General features: G+C 53.4%; 17 protein-coding genes. 2 read left to right on the top strand and 15 right to left on the bottom strand.

What is annotated here, in order from left to right:
• Positions 1-474 precede the first annotated feature (474 nt).
• From BLV85_RS06925 to gspG, 12 genes are all read right to left on the bottom strand, one after another.
• Positions 475-2,148 carry a tetratricopeptide repeat protein gene (locus BLV85_RS06925; protein ID WP_245725116.1) on the bottom strand — a complete coding sequence of 558 codons (1,674 nt, stop codon included), beginning with the start codon at positions 2,146-2,148 and terminating at the stop codon, positions 475-477.
• Positions 2,149-2,297: 149 nt separating this feature from the next.
• Entirely contained in the window at positions 2,298-2,918 is a 621-nt protein-coding gene (locus BLV85_RS06920) for a hypothetical protein (protein WP_090413634.1), read from the bottom strand.
• Positions 2,918-3,292 carry a type II secretion system protein gene (locus tag BLV85_RS06915; RefSeq protein WP_090413632.1) on the bottom strand — a complete coding sequence of 125 codons (375 nt, stop codon included), beginning with the start codon at positions 3,290-3,292 and terminating at the stop codon, positions 2,918-2,920. The genes BLV85_RS06920 and BLV85_RS06915 overlap by 1 nt, the downstream gene beginning before the upstream one ends.
• Positions 3,293-3,389: 97 nt before the next feature.
• Positions 3,390-3,926, bottom strand: a complete 537-nt coding sequence (locus BLV85_RS06910) for a type II secretion system protein (protein ID WP_090413630.1) — start codon at positions 3,924-3,926, stop codon at positions 3,390-3,392.
• A 115-nt stretch (positions 3,927-4,041) separates the two neighbouring features.
• Complete coding sequence (locus BLV85_RS06905; protein WP_090413627.1) at positions 4,042-6,330, bottom strand: secretin N-terminal domain-containing protein; 2,289 nt, start codon at positions 6,328-6,330, stop codon at positions 4,042-4,044.
• On the bottom strand, positions 6,327-6,893 hold the full coding sequence (locus BLV85_RS06900; protein WP_090413624.1) for a hypothetical protein: 567 nt from the start codon (positions 6,891-6,893) through the stop codon (positions 6,327-6,329). Before BLV85_RS06900 ends, BLV85_RS06905 begins: the two co-directional genes overlap by 4 nt.
• 77 nt (positions 6,894-6,970) lie before the next feature.
• Positions 6,971-7,489 carry a hypothetical protein gene (locus BLV85_RS06895; RefSeq protein WP_245725115.1) on the bottom strand — a complete coding sequence of 173 codons (519 nt, stop codon included), beginning with the start codon at positions 7,487-7,489 and terminating at the stop codon, positions 6,971-6,973.
• A 17-nt stretch (positions 7,490-7,506) separates the two neighbouring features.
• Positions 7,507-8,043, bottom strand: coding sequence for a hypothetical protein (locus BLV85_RS06890; RefSeq protein ID WP_090413620.1), 537 nt, complete (start codon positions 8,041-8,043; stop codon positions 7,507-7,509).
• Positions 8,036-8,896 carry a hypothetical protein gene (locus tag BLV85_RS06885; protein WP_090413618.1) on the bottom strand — a complete coding sequence of 287 codons (861 nt, stop codon included), beginning with the start codon at positions 8,894-8,896 and terminating at the stop codon, positions 8,036-8,038. The genes BLV85_RS06890 and BLV85_RS06885 overlap by 8 nt, the downstream gene beginning before the upstream one ends.
• Entirely contained in the window at positions 8,877-10,565 is a 1,689-nt protein-coding gene (locus tag BLV85_RS06880; protein ID WP_090413615.1) for a GspE/PulE family protein, read from the bottom strand. Before BLV85_RS06880 ends, BLV85_RS06885 begins: the two co-directional genes overlap by 20 nt.
• Positions 10,565-11,749 (bottom strand): type II secretion system F family protein, encoded by a 1,185-nt coding sequence (locus BLV85_RS06875; protein ID WP_090413613.1) that lies wholly within the window; start codon positions 11,747-11,749, stop codon positions 10,565-10,567. Before BLV85_RS06875 ends, BLV85_RS06880 begins: the two co-directional genes overlap by 1 nt.
• Positions 11,750-11,768: 19 nt before the next feature.
• On the bottom strand, positions 11,769-12,203 hold the full coding sequence (gene gspG, locus BLV85_RS06870) for a type II secretion system major pseudopilin GspG (RefSeq protein WP_090413611.1): 435 nt from the start codon (positions 12,201-12,203) through the stop codon (positions 11,769-11,771).
• Positions 12,204-13,165: 962 nt separating this feature from the next.
• On the opposite strand from gspG, the gene dapF reads away from it, so the two are divergent.
• Together dapF and BLV85_RS06855 are read left to right on the top strand one after the other, a co-directional pair.
• Positions 13,166-14,020, top strand: a complete 855-nt coding sequence (gene dapF, locus BLV85_RS06860) for a diaminopimelate epimerase (RefSeq protein WP_090413608.1) — start codon at positions 13,166-13,168, stop codon at positions 14,018-14,020.
• 222 nt (positions 14,021-14,242) lie between these two features.
• Positions 14,243-15,991 carry an ABC transporter ATP-binding protein gene (locus tag BLV85_RS06855; RefSeq protein ID WP_090413606.1) on the top strand — a complete coding sequence of 583 codons (1,749 nt, stop codon included), beginning with the start codon at positions 14,243-14,245 and terminating at the stop codon, positions 15,989-15,991.
• Here BLV85_RS06855 and BLV85_RS06850 read toward each other — a convergent pair.
• The 3 genes from BLV85_RS06850 to gdhA all read right to left on the bottom strand — a co-directional run bounded on the left by BLV85_RS06850 (position 15,951) and on the right by gdhA (position 20,707).
• The gene (locus BLV85_RS06850; RefSeq protein ID WP_090413604.1) at positions 15,951-17,204 is read right to left on the bottom strand and encodes a multifunctional CCA addition/repair protein; all 1,254 of its coding nucleotides are present in this window, start codon (positions 17,202-17,204) and stop codon (positions 15,951-15,953) included. The genes BLV85_RS06855 and BLV85_RS06850 overlap by 41 nt on opposite strands.
• Before the next feature lie 11 nt (positions 17,205-17,215).
• Positions 17,216-19,123 carry a transglycosylase SLT domain-containing protein gene (locus BLV85_RS06845; RefSeq protein ID WP_090413602.1) on the bottom strand — a complete coding sequence of 636 codons (1,908 nt, stop codon included), beginning with the start codon at positions 19,121-19,123 and terminating at the stop codon, positions 17,216-17,218.
• 240 nt (positions 19,124-19,363) lie between these two features.
• On the bottom strand, positions 19,364-20,707 hold the full coding sequence (gene gdhA, locus BLV85_RS06840) for an NADP-specific glutamate dehydrogenase (RefSeq protein ID WP_090413642.1): 1,344 nt from the start codon (positions 20,705-20,707) through the stop codon (positions 19,364-19,366).
• Positions 20,708-20,785: the final 78 nt, after the last annotated feature.

Raw genomic sequence — 20,785 nt, 5'->3', positions numbered from 1 at the left:
GCCCTGACGGGCAACTCCAAATGTATCGGTAATCTTGCTTTTTTACACAAAAACCCTGTCAAGCACTTTTTGCATTTTTTTCGCTGAATAGTTACGATTATTCAAGCAATACTCCCCTCCCACCCACAATGTATCAAAGATACAAAACCAGGTCAAAAAAGCTATAGTAAATTAGGAAAGTACCCGCCTTACCTCGAAACCCAGGCACAAATGGCCTTGTTCAAACATCTGCTCATCCCACCAGCAAGCAAAGCCGCACTTCCATCAGCCACGCAGTAAAAAGCTCAGATCGGGTGAATTCATCTTATCCCAAATAATGAGGATTTGCAGCCGGCTACACCCATTCGCTGCAATCATATGGGCGATCGTCTGATTTCTTACTGATACTTTTCATGGTACTTCCGGTTCACAGCCGCTTGTATGCCTTGCATCCTCCTCGACCGAGAACAGTGAATTTCTGCTTTCACCGATCAATCACCTGCGTGGCTGCAGGAACCGTTGCATGGTATCCAGCAGGACTTCATTGCCAGGATAGGCTTCCAGTGCCGAGCGCCACACTTTCTCAGCATTGTCCTTTTCGCCATTCATCCATAGCAGCTCCCCCAGATGGGCCGCAATTTCCGGATCCGGGCGCGCGGCGAAAGCCAGATTCAAATAATTGAGTGCTTTTTTCAAGTTGCCCATGCGGTAATACACCCACCCCAGGCTATCCATGATATAGGGGTCATCCGGCGACAGTGCAATCGCCTTCTGGATCAATTCCAGCGCTTCCGGCAGGCGTTGGCCACGCTCGGCGAGACTGTAGCCCAATGCATTGTAGGCATGCGCACTCTCCGGCTTCAATTCGATCAGCCGGCGCAAATCCCGCTCCAGCACATCCAATTTGCCGATTTTGTCGGCCACCAGGGCCCGGTCGTAAAGCAAGTCAGCTTGATCGGGATTTTTTTGCAAGTGTCTGCTCAACAAATCGTAGGCCTCATGATCCGCATGGTTCTCCCGCAACAATTGCGCTTCTGACAGAACCAGTTGCATATATTGCTGCTCGTCACTCGCGCGCACTGTTTGCAAATGCTGCCTGGCTGGTGCAATACCATCCCGTTTGGCCAATAAGAACGCATACCGGATCTGGGCTGGAATATAGCGCTCTCCGCCCGTTACCCTGCGGTATGAATCCATCGCGGCGCTATCGCGTTGAGTGATCTCATTGACTCGCCCCAAATTGAAATTCACACTATTCGTGTCTTCAAAACCAAGCTGCAGCGCCTGTTTGAAATATTTTTCCGCGCGATCGAAATCATTCAACTCTGCAGACAACAAACCGATGGCCAGTGCGATATCGGGATTGGCAGGGTTTTCCTTTTCCAACTTCTGGAATTGCTGCCGTGACTGACTGTAATCCTTATCTTCCATGAGCATGCGGATATAGGCAATGCGCATGTCATTGGCCTTGGGAAATTGCTTGAGATATTGCTCATAGAATGCAAACGCTTCCGCATTGGCAATTCTCTGCAGAATTCGTCCTTGGTGAATCGCCGCCAGTTCCCAGTTTGGACGCAGTCTGAGCGCCTGCTTCATGGCATCGGATGCAAGTTCAAGCTGGTTGGCAGCCCATGCTGCCTGGGATACGGCGAAATGCGCCTCCGGCAGCTTGTTATGCGCCGAGGCAAGTTGCCGAATGAGTTTCAAGGTTTCGTTCTTGTCGCCGTGGCGGGAAAGCAGCTTGTTGATCTGCATGAAAGCCTTATCGATCGATTCCGGCTCGGAAACCAGTAATTTCTCGAGGTGAGGACGCGCGCGATCAAGCTGGCCAGCGCCTACGTACAGCACCACGGCAGCCTGACGCGCATGAATTGAATCAGGCTCCAGTTCTACCCACAAATTGATTGATTCCCGGGCTTCGACAAACCGCCGTGCATGCAAAGCGATATCGGTTGCGCGCTCGGCAATTCTTGGATCGCGCGTATGTCTGGCCAGCCGGGTGTAGCTTTCGACCGCAACATCCAGGTGATCGCGCTGCAGCGCAACTTCCCCCACTAAAAAATCAAACAGGATCTCGGCAGTCAGCTCTGAAGGCGCAGTAGCCTGATCCGACACCGCCACACTGGATGGGCTCGAATTTGTCGTGGCACTGTTTCCCGTCTTCGGCATTTGGGTACATCCCACCACGCTTAACAACAACATTACGCTAATCAATATGACATTCATCTTGTTTCAGCCTTCTGCAACCATAAATAATATTGAGACTCCCGGACAGCAAGCCTAGTTCTCACCTGCTGGCAGTCTAACTGATTTTGGCGCTATTCTTGAATAAAAGGGTTGCCACCAGCAGGGGACTGGTCTGGTGCAAAGGGATTGGCATCCGCCGCAGGTTGACTTTGGGAGAAAGGATTGAAAGGTGTCGCCGACGAACCAGATTGTGGTGTTGCCGTGGATGGATCAGCTTGTCCTGCGGCCGCACCCTTGGCATGAGAAAATTTCCAATCCTGATAATTCTTGGCCTTCTCGAAAATGGAATATTCCTCTGGAAAATTGGCACGCTTGAGTGGTGTCCCGGTAGACAAGCTATACACACCAGTAATGCCACCATCCTGTTGCTCGATCAATCCCCACTCATGACTGTTGGTCATTGGATCGATAAAAATTTTTCGAAGATGCCGCCGGATGGCCGGCGAACGTTCATCTTTGAGTAATTGCTCGAGTGATTCCGGGTAGCGACTGGTCCTCCCGGCCTGGGAGCTATCGTAATAGGATTCGATTGCCCGCCGGAACTGATCCCCCACGAAGAGCAGCTCCAATTCTTTCTCCCGTTTTGCTGCAGTTTGCCACATTTGCCCGGCACCGGCCAGCATGACCCCGGCCAGCATGACAGCAAACAAGGTCCACAAATAGATATATCCCTGAACTGCAGACCGTTTCATCACCACGATTCGTAGAATGTGCCATCCAGCGCCTGTCGATCGGAAAGGGTACGCACATCGTACACACCCTCCATCTCGTCATCGGGTGGTGGAATCTCCACCCAGACAGACTGGTCGGTAATCGGATCAACCGGTATCGCGCGAATATAGCGCTCCTCCACCAACTGATGCAAATCGTCTGGATATTTGCCAGTATCTGCATAATACTTATCGATTGCATCACGCATGATGCTGAGATTCTGCTTGAGTACAGTTTCCTTGGCCCGGTCGACAGAAGTGAAATAGCGTGGCGCAACAATCGTGAGCAAGGTGGCGATAATCGCCATGACCACCAGCAATTCGATCAAGGTAAAGCCGGGCGCACGTAGTCGCATAAAAAATTCACCTACTCACTAATTAATTGCCATGAAAATGAACGGACATCATCCGCTATCGCGCATACCGACCAGAAAGCAATCATATTGCCGGCACTCACCATTGATTATACGGAATCCCATTCAGACCGACCCGTTCCGAAAAGGAGTAGATGTCGTAAACATCATCCCCTTCCTCGGGACTGTCCGGCGCGCTGCCATAACTACGCTTCCCCCAGGTTTCCGCAGCAGGGACATCCGAATCCTGAAACATGGGGTCACGCGGTAATCGGCGCATGAAATATATTTTCTTTTTGTTCGGATCCTTAATATCCGGCACCCCCATATCGAGATCCTCCAGCTTCCGAGGGTAGCCGGTTTCATCGGCCTTTTTCTCCACCTGTCCCTCGTCTGCCGCCAGCTTGTAGGCATCGATTGCAGTCCGGATTTGCCGCAATGCAACCCGCAGCTCACGTTCTTTCTCCCGCTTGACAGCCATCTCCTGGAGGGGCATGGCAGCAGAAGCGAGAATCGCCATGATGGCAACCACGATCATCAATTCCACCAGCGTGAATCCGCGACAGGTTGTGTGCAATGGTCGCGAAAGGCATTTCAGCCATGGCCGGCCGGCCAATCGTGAGTCATTGTGCAACATAGGGCCCTTCTATTCCTTGTTTCAGCGGCAACAATGGCTCTCCATCGAAATATGTATCACCTCACCCTGACGGTTGATCCTGCCAATCGCCCGGCTCGGCCTATCATAGCGTGCCTCACTGGATTTCGACATTGATCGCCGATGGCAGTTCAGTTTCAACCGGTTGGCCTTTCTCATCCTGCACCTGCAGATTCTGGAGAGAAATTTCAGTTGTACCTGGATTGGCGCTGATCGCTTTGAAACGCAGCACGGTCGTCATACCTGTCGGTTGCTCTCGCCCCAGTTTGAGATTGCGCGATCCGGATTTCTCGCCGCCATCCATCAACTCCAGCATGTCCTGATCATACGCCAGATCCATTTCACCGGTCAGCATCGTATTCTGGGTCACCAGTCGAACAGTCGCGGTAAACTCCCGTCCCATCGCCACATTTGTCGGGGCCATCAGGGTCACCGAAGGCGTGGCAGCACGGGCTTGTGCAGCAGCGGCCGCAAATGGATTGAGCGCTGGATCAGAGGCATCGCCAAGCCCGGCGGATTGCACTGCTTGCTCAAACAGCGTACGCCCCCCCTCGCGCACCGCACCAGAAGCTGCCATGGCAAGGGATTGTGGCGCGGTTTTACGAATTTTGACAGGCATTCTGCCAGCCGTGCTGGCTGTCCCGGAATGAAACTCACTCTCGAAATGATTGGGCTGAATGATATTGCGCACTATACGTGGTGTCACCAAGAGTACAATTTCAGTTTTTTCCCGGTTCAAGTTCTGGTTAGAGAATAATCTGCCCAGTACCGGTATATCGATCAACCCGGGTAATCCGGTGAAGCCTTTCCTGTCCCGATCCTGGATCAACCCGGCAAGTATCTGGGTCTCACCATTTTTGGATGAAAGCAGTGTTTCCGCAGTCCGCGTCCCCACAACAGGCACCTGTCCGCCATTATCCAGATTGATGGTATCGGTAACATTGCTCACTTCCAGCGATACCTTGATTGACACTTCATCATTTTGGGAAATAATGGGCTCGACATCCAGCTTAAGCCCCACTTCGACGAAAGTCACCGATTGTGAAACCGTTGCAGCCACACCCGTCACATTGGATGTAATCACCGGGATCCTGTCACCGATCAGGATTTTTGCTTTTTCGCGGCTCTTTACGCGAATCCGCGGATTGGCTAGGATATCGTTCACGGTCAACACTTTCCTGAGATCGATAACCATCTGGCTATTGACTGTAAAACTTTTCAGGCCATCGAATCCCAGCTGATTGAATTGTGCAGGGTTGACTCCACCCCGGTCCAGCACTGCTGGCACGCCGGGCACTGCACTGAAACCGATTCGGTCGGGAATATTCGGACCCAGATTAAGCAAAGTATTCCGGTTGATTTCCAATATCTCAACATCCAGCATCACTTCAGGATCGGGAAAATCATTGATCGCGACCAGTCGCTCCACCAGCCGGACCATTTCCAGCGTATCGCGGATGACAAACAGGTTCAGCCTTTCATTGACGTAGATATCACGTGCCTTGACCAGTCCCCGGATCATGGCCACCATCTGCTTGGCATCCGTATTGGCGATATGAAAACTGCGGATAACCAATTCCTGATAATCCTTATGCTTGGCGGGTGTATCCGGGTAAATCAGCAATGAATTGTCATTGAGCACTTTATAAGCCAGCTGATTGGTCATGAGCAACAATTTGAGTACGTCCTCGATAGGATTGTTGCGTACAAAAATTGAAGTCTTGGCCTCCTGCTGCACGTTGCGATCAAATACGAAGTTAATGCCTGCCGTGCGGGAAATCAGCTCGAAGACTGTTTTCAGCGGGGTATCGCGGAACTCCATGGTAATCGGCTTGCTGAATTCAGAAATCAATGCCAGCTCTGAGCTCTCGGCGCGCGCGATCCGTTCGCTCAATTGTTTAATGAACAGTCTTGCCTCGACCTGCACTGGATTCTCCGCCAACACATGCCGGACAATCTTTTCGGCACCCTCAAGATCATCGTGCGCCAGCAACTCTTTCGCCTGCTTGATCAGCATGCTATGACCGCGGTCCTGATCGATGCCGGACAACCCTATCTGCGCACGCTCGCTTCTCGGATGGATTTCCAACGCGCGCTGGTAGTGCTGCTCGGCCGCTTCAAAATCACCGGCTGCCCGGGCATTGTCCCCTTCGAACAAAATTTGCCCCAGAATCGCGTCCCGCTCCCGGGAAAGAACGGTCCGTATTTCAATATTCTCCGGCTCCTCCTGAGCGGCCTGCTCGAGTTTGCCCAGGCCAGCTTCCAACTTGCCCTCGGCAATCAGCTGTTTCCCTTCGATAAAAGCTGGATTTCTGGTGGTATAGGTCGCACAACTGGCAAGCAGGGCGAACATAAGCAGCATGGAAATATATTTCCCGATAGTCATCGAATCCTTCCCGGATTTTTATCATTAATCAGTAGTGTTTGCTTGATACCCAGCGGGAGATAGGTCAGTTCGATGGTATCTTCCCTGATTCTATCGACCCGATATTTGCCATCGATACGCTCGCCCACTGCGGCCACATGGTTTTTATCCAGCTGAGTGAGAAAAACGCGGGTTTTTTGCCCATCGCTGACTCTGCCAAGATATTTGAGTTGCAAGGGAGGCGCCGTCGGCGCGGGCGGAGGCGCAACAGGCCGCGCAATCAACTGCTGAGCGCCAAATGGGGATGAAGAGGCACTGCCGGCAGGGGGCCGTTTGGGTTCCCAGGAAGTCACCGCAAAAATATCGTCCGCCTCGGCACTGAATGTGCGCTTGCCCAATTGTTCGACGGGTAGCGATTCATGGGATTTTGCCGCTCCAACCGCGTTTCCTGCAGCAGATTTCGCTGGCCGCACCGTCTCGATCGGTGCCTCTATTTCCGGTTCATCTTCCACCCATATCACTGCCAGCAGGGTGAGCGCCAATGCCCCCCAGAGTATGAGTTTACGGGTGCTTTCGCTAGCCATGTCGAGTCATCACAATTTTTGAGATCAAACAAATAGGAAAAGACCATGTGTATTCATACGTCAAGAAAACGCTGGCCTCAATCCACATTCAAGTATAAATGCATGCCCAGGCGGACATCGAGTCGCCCGGCCTGGATCGCCTCACGTTTGAAAGCAACATCAACCAGTGCCAAGGCAGGAATGGCACGCAGCGCATCGGCGATAAATCCGCGAATTTGCGGATAGCTGCCTTGCAACGGCAGCTGGATTTCATAGCGCGCCAACTTCGCATTTTGCTCTGTAACCAGACGGTAATCGCTGCTGCTCAATTCCACGCCCCGTTGCTTGGCGATCTTGTCCAGCTCACTGACCCAGTAAGGTGAAGAATCGCTGCGCGGGAAGAAATCGTAGAAAGCCTGCAAAGCCTGGCTATCATCCAGTTTGCGCGGTCCCGCCACATCGGTTTGTACCCGCTGCATCTTTTCCACTTTGGTGATGAGTTGTTGCAATGCTTGCCGCTGGGGGGCAACTGCCGCAAATAGCAGTATCAAGGCCAGCACGAGCAGTCCAACCCCGATTTTTCCGATATTGCCCAGACGCGCGATATACCAGCGCATCCTGGGCTGCCACTGTTCTAGTATGAATCGCGCCACGTTGTCGTAACAGAAAAAATGATCGGGCGGCGTGGATGATCCCGCCGCACTTTATAATTAAGCAAATGTGTATCCTTGAAAACAGGCTCGCGCTCCAGGGCCTCCACATATGCAACCAGCCCAGTAAGATTTCTCGCCTCGCCCGACATGCGGATCACGCGGCTGGCCACGTTAGGCTGCAAGGACAAAAGCGCCACCTCTTTGCTGGCGGCAAGCTCCAAGGAATCAAACAACTTTTCCCACGGCAGGTTGAGTTGGTGCAAAATTTCGCTGGCCAGCTTGATTTCCTGCTGTGTTGTCTGGCTGATGCGCGCAGCCGGGGTTCTGGGCAGTTTGCGATGTTGCTGCTGCTGGGCCATGCGCGCTTCGCGTGCCTCCCAGTAAGTGATGTCTGCCATGGTCGATTTGAGCTGATGGATGACTGCAAGCAATGCCAGCAAACCCAGTGCCAGTAACAGATATTCCACCACCGCACTGCGCTGCCCGCTATAGGGAAATGTTAGCTTGAGCTTACGCATGACTCCGCCCGCTGTGATCGGTCTCTACGGCCTGAGGAAAACAAGCGGGTGCGGATTGTTTCCCGCTCGGCAGATGGATAAATTGCCAGCCGCCATCATCGGCCAATCTCCAATCCATGTACGCGGGTGCGTAGACATACACTTGCTCGATTGATTCCCGCTGGCCCGAAATGATCGCTTCCTGTTCCAGTGCCGACAACAATTCCTCTTCAAGTGGCTGCACGATACGCTGATTGCGTACACAACGCCAACCATCGTTCATCAACAAAACTAGACAAAAGCGGCCCGGCTCGATCAATACAAACCATAGTCGTTTATCCGGCAACTCGCTTGACCAGTGGTCCAGGGCTGCGGCGAGGTAAGGCTCGGTCTGCCGGAGTCTGATGTCGTGGCGCAATGTGAATGCCTCGAGATCCGACAGCAAGTTGAGCGGGACCGCCGCACATAATGCCCCGTGGCAGGGATCCCACAGACTCAGGCTGAGAGCCCAGTCACCCACACGCTCACCATAAGTTTCGCGCATTTGGAAATTTGTATACGCCAGCAGTTCATCAGGATCTGCCAGTGATGATTGTGGCGCAACGATACCGTAGCGGACAAAATGATTCGACAGTGTGAAGGTGCATTCGCTGCCGCGCTTAATGGCGGCCATACCGGTGTCCTGACGGATTTCCCCAATCAGCTCTTCCAACACCTGCAAGGGCGCTTGCCATTGTGCAGGGCCCGCCGCTGGCGTCCATGTTCGTGTCTGTTTGAACAATTGCATGGGCTTGATGCCGGCGGACAGGCCCACAACATTTACCTCGCCCGGTGCCAGAAAAACCTGGATCTGGTTACGCCACAATGGTGACACGATTGGCCTCCTGCAAACTGGTTTGCCCTGCCTTGACCATCTCCAGCGCCGCTTCCCGCAGGAAATGCGTGCCATTGCGCCGCGCTGCCTCCTTGATGCGGCGTATCGGTGCCTGGGCGATGATCAGCTCGCGAATTTCATCATTCAATAACAAGATCTCGGCAATCGCGCTGCGCCCCCGATATCCACTCCCCCGGCACTGACCACACCCTTTCGCCGAACGGAAAATAAACTGCTCCGCTTCTTCCCGTGTGATGCCTGACTCTTCAATCAGCTGATCGTCAGGCCGTTCCGTCACGGTGCAATGCGGACACAGCAGGCGCACCAAGCGTTGGGCAACAATACCGTTCAGAGCCGAAACAAAGCTATAGGGGTCTACACCCATATGGGCAAAGCGCCCAATCACGTCAAATACATTATTGGCATGCACGGTTGTAAAAACCAGGTGGCCTGTGAGGGCGGCCTGGATAGCGATCTGTGCGGTCTCGGCGTCGCGAATTTCGCCAACCATGATTTTATCGGGATCATGTCGCAAAATAGAACGCAGTCCGCGCGCGAAGGTCAGGCCTTTTTTCTCATTGACCGGGATCTGCAACACGCCCGGTAACTGATATTCGATGGGATCCTCAATAGTGATGATTTTGTCGTTGCCGTGGTTGACTTCCGAAATCGCAGCATACAGCGAAGTTGTCTTGCCACTGCCGGTCGGGCCAGTCACCAACAGCATGCCGTATGGCTCTGAGCTGAGGCGACGTATACTGGTGATTGCCGCCGTATTGAATCCCAGCTGATTGAGCGTCAGTCCTTCGACGTGATCGGTCAGTGCCTGGCGGTCGAGAATCCGCAGCACCGCATCCTCACCAAAGATACTGGGCATGACGGATACCCGGAAATCGATTTCCCGTCCCTGGATCGAAACCTTGAAACGCCCATCCTGCGGAATACGGCGCTCGGCAATATCCAGATCGGACATGACCTTGATACGCGAGATCACTTGTTCGGCTAGATCTGCACCCTGCATGACCCCAACTGTGGTCAATACCCCATCGATACGATATTTGATGGACAACGCACCTGGCGCTGTTTCAAGATGAATATCACTGGCCTGCGATTTGTGCGCGTCGTACAAGGTCGAATGAACAAGGCGCACCACTTGACTGGTGCCTTCATGTATCGTCTTGAGCGATAATTCCTCAACACCGGTCCGCATCAGTTGCTCTTGCGCAGAAGGCAGCACATTATCCATCGCGCGCATATTCTGTTCTTGCTGCACAAAGAACGCGGCCAGATCGGCAGGATGCACAAGGTGCCAAAGCACATCTACCGGCACATATTCCTCCACCCAGGCACGCAAACCAGGACGAAATGGATCACCTGTCGCCAGCAGATAGGTTTGCGCTTTTTGCAGCAACACGCACTCCTGTTTGGCCGCTTGCGCAAACGGCAGGTGATCAAAAACCGGTTGCAGGCTGTGCAGATCTTCCATGGTCAAGACAGGCATATGCAAAGCCTGGCCCAATGCGGCAACCAATCCATCCGGTGTGCCCTGGAACGTTTCCTCGAGCGCCTTGATCAACGAGACACCACGCGCCAAAGCTTGCTCGCGTGCCAGTGCGAGCTGACCCGAATCCAAGTGGGGCACTTCCGTAAGCACTACAGTTGTCGGCATCAATTGATACTTCCTGCCAGCTCGAATATTGGAAGATACATGAGGATGATGATACCGCCGATGACCGTTCCAATTACCGCCATCAACACCGGCTCGATCAGCTTGGTCGTCCACTCGACCCAACGCCCGATTTCTTCGTCGTGGAAGTTACCGATACGTTCCATCATGTCACCCATGAGCCCTGTGCGCTCGCCGACCCGCAACATGCGGCTGCCCACTGCAGTGGTCAAATCGGCGCTTTGCATGGCAGTGGAAATCGGCCGGCCTTCCCGAATGAGTGCAGCGGCTATTTTCACTCGGGGCCGAAAATGTGGTTGCAGCAGGTCGCTGACCATTTCCAGCGCCTGGGTAATAGGAATGCCGCCGCGCAATAACATCCCCAGCGTTTTGTAAAAGCGAGCAAGTTGATAAACCCGCATTCTTTCACCGATTGCCGGTATGCGCCACAATGTTTGTAATAAGCGCGCGCGCACTTGCGGCTGCGCCAACGCGTAAAAGCTCGCGGCCAGCAGTACTGTCACGATACCCGCCAACATCCAGCCATTCTCCTGCACAAGATGCCCCCACCGAATCAGCAACATCGACATCCAGGGCAAATCCGAGCCGATATCCTCATAAATGGCGCTAAACTTGGGCACAACAAAAACCAGCAGGAAAATCGCCACCAGCAATCCCAGTACCAACAGCAAGACCGGGTAAATGGAGGCACCTACCAGCTTTTTGCGGACCAAATCCATTTGCGATTGATATACCAGGTAACGTGTCAATGCTTCGGCCAGATCCCCGGTGCGTTCACTTGCCCGAATGGTCGCCACGTATAAAGCGGGAAATACTTGTGGATAGGATTCAAGCGCCCGCGAGAAGGTCACCCCTTCGTATAGTCTCGCCAGCAATTTGTGGAGCAACTCGCGTACCGAACTGTCCTCTTCTTTCTCAGCCAGCGTTTCTATGCTTTCCACCAAACTGAGCCCGGCTGTCAGCAACGCGAGCAGCTCCTGAGAAAAATGGGTCAGCGGGAATCTGGAACCGGCTTGGGGCAGCAGACTGGTAAACTTTCGCCTGATGCTCAATACCACCCCGCCTTGTGCACTGATCTGGCTGCGAACCTCCGCCTCGCTGGCGGCTTCGAGCTCGAGCGACACAGTACCCTGCTTGGCGAGCAGCGCTTTGACCGTATATCGCATGTATCAGGACTACTCGCCGTTACCAGTTAGTGATATCCGCATCCTCGCCGGTGCCGCCCGCTTGACCATCCTTGCCATATGAAAACAAATCGAAGTCATTTTGCTCGCCGGGATATTTATATTGGTATGGTCTGCCCCATGGATCTTCAGGGATGCGCTTACTCAAATAAGGCCCCTGCCATCTGGGTTCATTGCCAGGCGCTGTCACCAAGGCATTCAAACCCTGCTCAGTGGAAGGGTAAGCGCCCACATCCAGTCTATATTGGTGCAAGGCTTTTTCCAGGGAATCGATCTGGGCCTGCGCCATTTTGACCTCGGACTTGCCTACTTGTGAGAAATACTTGGGCCCCACATAGGCGGCCAACAAACCGATAATCACCATGACCACCAGCAATTCCAGCAATGTAAACCCACGCATATGTGCCATACGCGTCTGTACAAATGCATGCTTCATATTTTAACAACCTTTGAATTTAGATTTTTTCTCAGAAAATCTCCCGACGGAGAATGCACAAGCAAAAGAAGTATGATACCGAAATAGACGGGGCTGATCACTTTATTGGAATCCTGGCAAAGCGCTATATCCTGCATCTGCAAGTAACAAAATCGCCAATCTGCAATTGCCTGCTCTGCCGGACATTCCGTCACATACGACAACACAGGACATTCATGTTTGCGCCATATAGTAGAGTTGCGAACAATCCTGGTCAAGCGGGAATAAGACATGATTTTCTGTCCATGACGATTCCATTATTTCGCCGGTTCTGTCCCCGGCGACTCATGCATGCCAGCCCGGTCACCCTGGTCGAGAACAATCACCGCCCACACGGTTATCCAGTACAGCATTAACCGGTCCTGAAAACAAGCGCGTCACTGTCTGCTGATCTGTCTGGGACAACTGGTGATGCAGGCATGTCTTCCCGCACAGAATGGCTTTAGAGGAACTTGATCGTGATTTTCAGAAAGCAAATGCCGATATTTGATTCGACAAGCCTTCCATCCAGCAAGTTCATGGCTGCAACACTTGTGCCAGACAAGCATTTACCCTTGCAAGGCAGCATGTTTGGTTACCATTCGGTTCGATAATGCATGAAACCACTCCACGATCGGTAGCGGTAGTCTACAAGGCAAATATTACCTGATTATTGCACATGTCACGATCACCGCCCCTGATTTCGGCTGTCGGCTGCAGATGGTTGCTTTCACACTCAGCCGTTTGGTGATGACGCTACCAGCTGGACTGCACAGTTACCAAGAAACTACCTGGAAAAAATGACCGCCGCCCTGGCGAGACCCAACGAGCTGTGGCCATCCAGATGGATTTCTGGCAACCATATCGCGCCACAATGGCTATGATTTTGAAAACCGCATATTTTTCAGTCCGTCCAACCAAAATTCTAGGATAGAATCCCTCCCATGAAACTAAAGTTCACGAAAATGCATGGAGTGGGAAATGATTTCGTTGTGATCGACGCCATCAGCCAGTCCGTCTCACTCTCCCCCGAAGTCATCCGGCAGCTGGCAGACCGCCACCTGGGAATTGGTTTTGATCAATTATTGCTGGTCGAAAGAGCCAGGGGAAATGCAGACTTTCGTTACCGTATATTCAACGCCGACGGGGGCGAGGTTGAGCAATGCGGAAATGGCGCCCGCTGTTTTGTCCGTTTTGTACATGACCATGGCCTGACCGACCAGCAGACCATTCGCGTCGAAACCATCCGAGGTATCATCACACCCACGCTCGAAGAAAATGGCGAGATTACCGTGAATATGGGTATTCCGCGCTTAGATCCTGCAGAAGTACCCTTCACCGCCCAACAACGCGCACTCACCTATCCCCTGCAAATCGATGACCACAGCGTCGAGATCACTGTGCTGTCGATGGGAAACCCGCATGCAGTGCAAATCGTGCCCGATATCGAGTTGGCACCGGTAGCGGGCGAAGGGCCGATGATCGAATCTCACCCAGCTTTTCCGCAAAGGGTCAACGCGGGTTACATGCAGATTATCGATCGCAGCCATATCCGGCTGCGCGTATTCGAACGCGGAGCGGGTGAAACGATGGCTTGCGGTACAGGCGCTTGCGCAGCAGTTGTCAGCGGTATCTTGCGCGGCGTATTGGATAACCAGGTCCTAGTCAGCATGCGCGGTGGCGATCTCCGGATTTGCTGGTTGGGAGAGAATCAGCCGGTCTGGATGACCGGCCCGGCGGTCACTGTATTTGAGGGTGTCATTGATTTACGGGACAGCGGACAACGCCGGCGCGATTAGCTTGTCAATCCACATCACCCTGAGCGGAACCTGGATCGCCCGGTTAACCGCCCGCTGGCGTTGGTCTAAACCGCTTATTGCGATGAAAAGAATAAGCACTTGTTTTCATTCTCTCTCCATGAGCGAGTCATCAACCAACCAGCCATACCTGCTTTTTCCTGCAAATAGCTGTAAAATTCCGGCCAGTCTTCTGAATATAGTCAACAAACCTCCACGCCCGTCATGCGCACTCTGATTACCTATATCATGGTTTTTCCCAAGCGTAGTGCATTTGTACTGATTGCACTGCTGCTGGCAGGCGTCGCAGAAGCACTCAGCCTGACCGCACTGCTGCCGCTGCTCTCCATTGCTGTGGGCGAATCGATAGATTCCGATATCGGGAAATTCATCGTTCAAATTTTCCATCGGGTTGGCATCGAACCCACACTGGAATTCATACTATTGTTCATCGTCAGCGGGATGTTGGTCAAAGGCTGCATCCTGCTTTTGACCAATCGACAGGTGGGCCATACGGTGGCGCATGTCGCGACTGCTTTGCGGTTGAATCTGATCGAAGCGCTGCTCGCCAGCCGCTGGCAATATTACCTGCGCCAGCCTGTCGGTGCACTGGCCAATTCGGTCGCGACCGAAGCCTATCGGGCGGCCAACGGTTTTGAGCACAGCGTCAATGTTCTCGCGCTGGCCATCGAGGTCCTGGTCTATAGCATCGTTGCCCTGTTCATATCCTGGGAAGCGACCCTGGGTTCACTGATTATTGGCATGATTCTGTTCATGGTCTTGCATCGCCTGGTCAGGGCGACCAAGCGGGCAGGGACGAAACAGACGCAACTTCTGCGCCATTTGCTGACTTATTTGTCCGATGTGCTGGGATCAGTCAAATCCCTGAAAGCGATGGCCCGCGATAATGTGGCCGATGCCATTTTGCATGATCAAACCCAGCAACTGGAAAAGGCCACCCGCAAAGAGGTTACCAACCGGGCTGCGCTGCTTGCCCTGCAAGAACCCATACTCGCAGCTCTGACCGCCAGCGGCCTGTATATTGCGCTGATAGTCTGGAATCTCTCGTTGCCTGAAGTCATGGTCATGGTATTTTTACTGACGAGAACCCTGGGATTGCTCAACAAGATGCAACGCCGCTACCAGCAACTCGCAGTTCAGGAAAGCGCCTACTGGGCTTTGCGTCATGCAGCCGAAGATGCGCGCAAAGAAGCCGAGCGCACTACCGGCACACTAACCCCAACCCTGGAACGGGGGCTGAGTCTGCGTCATATCGCCTTTTATTACGACCAGAAACCCATCTTCAAGGATTTAAGTATCGAAGTGCCGGTCAGATCTTTTACCGCTGTCATTGGTTCGTCGGGAGTAGGCAAAAGCACGCTGCTTGATTTGCTCTGCGGACTGGCCGAACCCAAATCGGGCGAAATCCTGGTCGATGGCGTCGCGCTGCACAATATTGATCTTCGCCAATGGCGGCACATGATAGGCTATGTCTCCCAGGATACCGTATTACTGCACGATACCATCCTGAACAATATCATCGTTGGCGAACCCACCCTCCAGGCTGAAGATGTGGAACATGCGTTGAAACAGGCTGGCGCCTGGGATTTCATCAGTGCATTCCCGGACGGGATTCATACCATCGTTGGCGAGCGGGGCGGATTGCTCTCGGGCGGACAGCGGCAACGCATTGCCATTGCCAGGGCGCTTGCCCACCGGCCCAAACTGCTATTGCTCGACGAACCCACCAGTGCGCTGGATCCAGAAAGCGAGCGCGTCATTTGTGAAACACTGCAAAAATTGGCGCAAGAACTTACAATTATCGCCGTTTCCCATCAGCCTGCGGTCATTCAAGCGGCAGACCGGGTGTTCATCCTTTCTGACGGCCGGGCGGAATTATTGTCAAATGCTCATCCCGACGCCAATCCTGCACTCAGTGAGCTGGATGCGGCGCAGGGTGAAGAAACGATCTGATTCTTTCGATACGCGCCTCGCGCACGCGTTGATTGATCAGCCGGGGCAAGGCTCGATCATCCGGATGCTCGCGGCCTAATTGCATGGCGATGGCACCCGCATCGACGCTATGTGCAGCGAGGAAAGCTTGTTTCAGACGCTCCGACTGCGGATAAGATTTTTCCGCATAACCGGGGCGGCCATGAAAATCACTGGCACAGGCTTGCAAGAATATCTTGAAGCGCTCTTGCTTGCGATAGGCATCGGTTGCCTGCAGCATATCGGCTATCGTGACCGGACAAAGCTCCAATGCGTGATGCACGTCGCCATGATAACGCGCCACCAATAAAGCAAAATCCCGCACATCCTTAGGCACCCGCATGCGTTCGCACAATGCCGCCACCAACGCCGCGCTACGCGCTTCGTGGTCGGTATGCCGTGGCCATTCATCGGGCGGCGTGATGCCTTTGCCCAGATCATGCATCAATCCTGCAAACCGGACTTCAAGCGGATAGTCCTGCGAGGCCGCATAATCGATGACCATCATGACATGCAGACCAGTATCGATCTCGGGATGTACCTGCGCAGGCTGCGGCACACCGAACAGGGCATTGACTTCGGGCAGGATGCGCGCCAGCGCGCCGCATTCCCGCAGCACATAAAACATGCGCGATGGATGCCGCTCCATCAATCCGCGGGCAATTTCCTGCCAGACACGCTCTGCCACCAGCGCCTCAGTCTCGCCGTTATGCACGATCTCGCTCATCAGCGCGAGCGTCTCCGGTGCAACCTGGAACCCAAAACGCGCGGCAAAACGCGCGACCCGCAACACGCGCACAGGATCCTCGACAAACGCCGGGCCAATGTGACGCAGAATACCGGCCTGCAGATCGGCAACCCCTCCAAAGGGATCGACGATATTGCCCGCCTCGTCCTTGGCCATGGCATTGATAGTCAAATCACGCCGGGCCAGGTCTTCCTGCAATGTGATATCCGGCGCGGCGTAGACCTCAAACCCCTTGTAGCCCCGGGAAATCTTGCGTTCGGTTCTTGCCAACGCATATTGTTCCTGCGTTTCGGGGTGCAGGAACACTGGAAAATCTTTGCCCACCGGACGGTAACCCAGCTGCACCATTTTTTCCGGCGTTGTCCCCACCACTACATAGTCGTGATCTTTAATCGGCAGTCCCAGTAACTCATCCCGTACGGAACCCCCTACTTGATAAACCTTCATAGATGAAATGGCTAATTTTTCGGTGCAACGATGCCCAGTCGCTGTTTCAAAGTCGGCCGGTGCGGCTGTTCGAAATGACTGGCGTAATACATTGAATTACTCAGCACCACTTTGACATAATCCCGCGTCTCATTGAAAGGAATCGTTTCTGCGTAGATCGCGCCTTCCAACGGCGTCGAATCCCGCCATCGTTTGGCCCGGCCCGGGCCGGCATTATAGGCAGCGGCAGCCAGTAACGGCTGATCATCAAACTGGGTCAGTACATGTTTCAGATAATAAGCACCCAATTGCAGATTGGTATTGATATCGGCCACCGTATTGACCTTGAAATGCTTCACCCCAAGTTTGCCAGCCACCCACTTGGCCGTGGCCGGCATGAGCTGCATCAGACCGATGGCGCCCGCACCCGATTTGATATCCGCGATGAAGCGGCTTTCCTGTCTGATAAGCCCGTACACAAACGCTTCATCCAGCTGATGCTGCTGTAGCACCGCGCGCATTTGGTCGCGGTAAGGTGCAAGATAACGCAAACTAAAATCATGCCGGGATACTGTTTTGATTGCCGTATTGATGGCGCGGTCATAAATGCCGTGGCGCTGGGCTACTCTGGCCGCTGCCAGCAGTTGCTCATCCGTGAAATCCTGTATCGTCCAGATCCACTCACGATTTGCTTCGATCCTCTGATTCAGTTGGTACAATGCCAGAGCCCGGCGGATTCCAGGGACTTTTTCCATGGCACTGACTTCATCCGGCCGAGGCTGATATGCAGTTGCCGGCACGCTGAACATCACGCCGAGCTCTTCCTTGGCCATCTGTCCATAGAAGCCATGTTCATGACTTAAAGGCGCCAGCAACGCGTTGGCCTGCGCATGCTTGCCAGTGGCGCTCAGCGCCCGCGCACGCCAGTAGCGCCAAACATCTTCCTGGCACATCTCGTCCGGCATCTGATCAATACTGTCCAGCAACAATGGCCAGTTGCCCGCACGCAAGGCCACCCGGGCCTGCCAGGCCAATTTGACATCGGAAAGCGGATAAACATGTTGGCCGCGCATGGCCTCCGAAAACCAGTTCAGGGCCCGCTCATCCTGCCTGATCGCGGCCCAATATGCGAGATTGCCCATGAAATAGGATTGATCCACTGCCGGAAAACGCTCGCGAACTTTGTGCCAACGCGCGAAAGCCTGATTAGTCTCGCTACGCAACAGACGCAGCAGCGCAAACAATGTGACCTCCCGTTCAGCACGCGAGCCATAGCCGGCCTGCTTGTCGAAAAAATAGCGGGGATCCTTGACTGCGGCGTTGACTTTTTGCGAATCGAGCGCCAAGTTACGCGGCAAATACTTGCTTGTATATTTAGCCACACCGGTATTGCCAGCTTCAAGCGCCGATCTGATTCTGGACCAGATATCTTCTGTCGATATTTTGCCAGATTTGATCAGCTTATCGAAAGCCGCGATACAACTATCCGGCATATTGCGCCCCGTCAGCCAGAGTGCGCGCACTGCCTCGACAGCCGCCTCATCCTGGTTAAGTAACCGGTGCTGCAAGGCGTAACACCTCAACGTATCATCCTGGTTGACCAGTTTCGGATATTCTTCGGCAAAAACTGCCCAGTGCTGGCGCTTTCCCAGCAGACGCAACCAGTCTCCCCGCAACTTATCGGCCACAAGACTGCCCTCATGCCGCACCAGAAATGCTCTGATTGCACTGACATTGCTGTCTTCCAACGACAAACGCAACTGAAAGTATTCAGCATAAGGCGACAACACATGATGCTTCATGCGGTCTGCGTATTTGGCGACACGCACCGCATCACCCACTCGGAATGCTTCCCGGATCGCTAAAAAATCATCGTCGACACCTGCAACCAGTGTCTCGACCCAGAATATCAGCATAAATCCAGCTAGAATTTTTTTCATCACCTACCCATCGGTTTAAAACCACGACACAAGCCATCACCCAATCCGCCGCCTGCTCGATTGTGGCAGTCTTCGGCCGTCAAGCAAAGACAACTCCGGTCATTCTCCGGGGTTGTCTTTGCTGCACACGTTAGCCTACAGGGAAAATTATGCATCGATGTCTGGATAAAAGCGGTTATCACCAATTTGCTCGGATCAGTTTGATGCAATGCCAGGAAGCTTACAACCAGTCATCCACCGTCAGATGACACCTTGAGCCCGCATTGCATCGGAAACCTTGACGAAACCAGCGATATTCGCGCCATCCACATAATTGACGCTGCCATCGTTTTTAGTGCCATAATCGATACAGGATTGGTGGATGGCTCGCATGATTTCCTGCAATCGCATATCCACTTCTTCATGTGTCCAGAAAAGTCGCATGGCCTGCTGACTCATCTCAAGGCCTGATGTCGCAACCCCACCGGCATTACTGGCTTTTCCCGGAGCGAAAATCACATTCGCATGTTCAAAACGTGCCACAGCTCCTGCTGTACAAGGCATGTTTGCGCCTTCAGCCACACAGCTTACGCCATGCTTGATCAAAATCGCCGCATCGTCATCGCTGATTTCGTTCTGGGTCGCGCAGGGCAGTGCGACATCCACTGGCACATGCCAGGGCTTTTCGCCAGGCAGAAACTTGGCGCCGACCCGCTCGGCATAGTCATTCACCCGCCCGTAAAGGTGGTTCTTGACTTCGGCAAGCACAGCCAGTTTCTCGGGTGTGAAGCCATCTTCATCGACAACGCTGCCACTGGAATCCGAAATCGTAACGACCTTGGCTCCAAATGCCATGGCCTTCTCGATCGCATATTGCGCCACATTCCCGGAACCGGACACCGCAACACGCGCGCCATCCAGAGAACGGCCGGCATGTTTCAACATTTCCTCGACGAAATAGACAACACCGTAGCCTGTGGCTTCCGGCCGCAACAACGATCCACCGAAGCTGAGTCCCTTGCCGGTGAACACGCAATCGGAACGATTGGTCAATTTCCTTACCATTCCGGCCATGTATCCGACTTCCCGTCCGCCCACACCGATATCGCCTGCCGGCACATCGGTATCCGAACCGATATGGCGGAACAATTCGCTCACATATGCCTGGCAAAAGCGCATAACTTCACCCGGACTCCTGCCCTTGGGGTCAAAATCCGCCCCACCTTTGCCCCCGCCCATGGGCAGCGTTGTCAGCGCATTCTTGAAAGTTTGTTCAAACGCAAGAAACTTCAGTATGGAAAGATTGACCGAGGGATGGAAACGCGTCCCGCCCTTATAAGGCCCAATGGCTGAATTATGCTGGATACGGTAGCCGCGGTTGACTTTGACATCGCCATGATCATCAACCCAGGCCACGCGAAACATGATCACGCGCTCTGGTTCGACCAAACGGTCCAATAGACCATGTTCGGCGTACCGTGGGTTATCCGTGATGAACGGCCACAGGCTTTCGATGACCTCGGTAACAGCCTGCAGAAACTCAGGCTGCCCTGGATTCCTGTCTGCCACATAGTTTCTGAATTCTTCGATACTCTTGTATTGCATTCTTCCCTCCCTGATGAAATTGCCTACAAAAAAAACCGGCTTCTGATAACTCATATTGCCGATAACCATGAAATTTCA

It is taken from the genome of Nitrosomonas halophila (genome assembly GCF_900107165.1).
In the GTDB taxonomy this organism is placed as follows: Bacteria; Pseudomonadota; Gammaproteobacteria; order Burkholderiales; family Nitrosomonadaceae; genus Nitrosomonas; species Nitrosomonas halophila.
The sequence above is the reverse complement of the archived record's forward strand: the minus strand, read 5'-3'. Positions and strand labels throughout refer to the sequence as shown.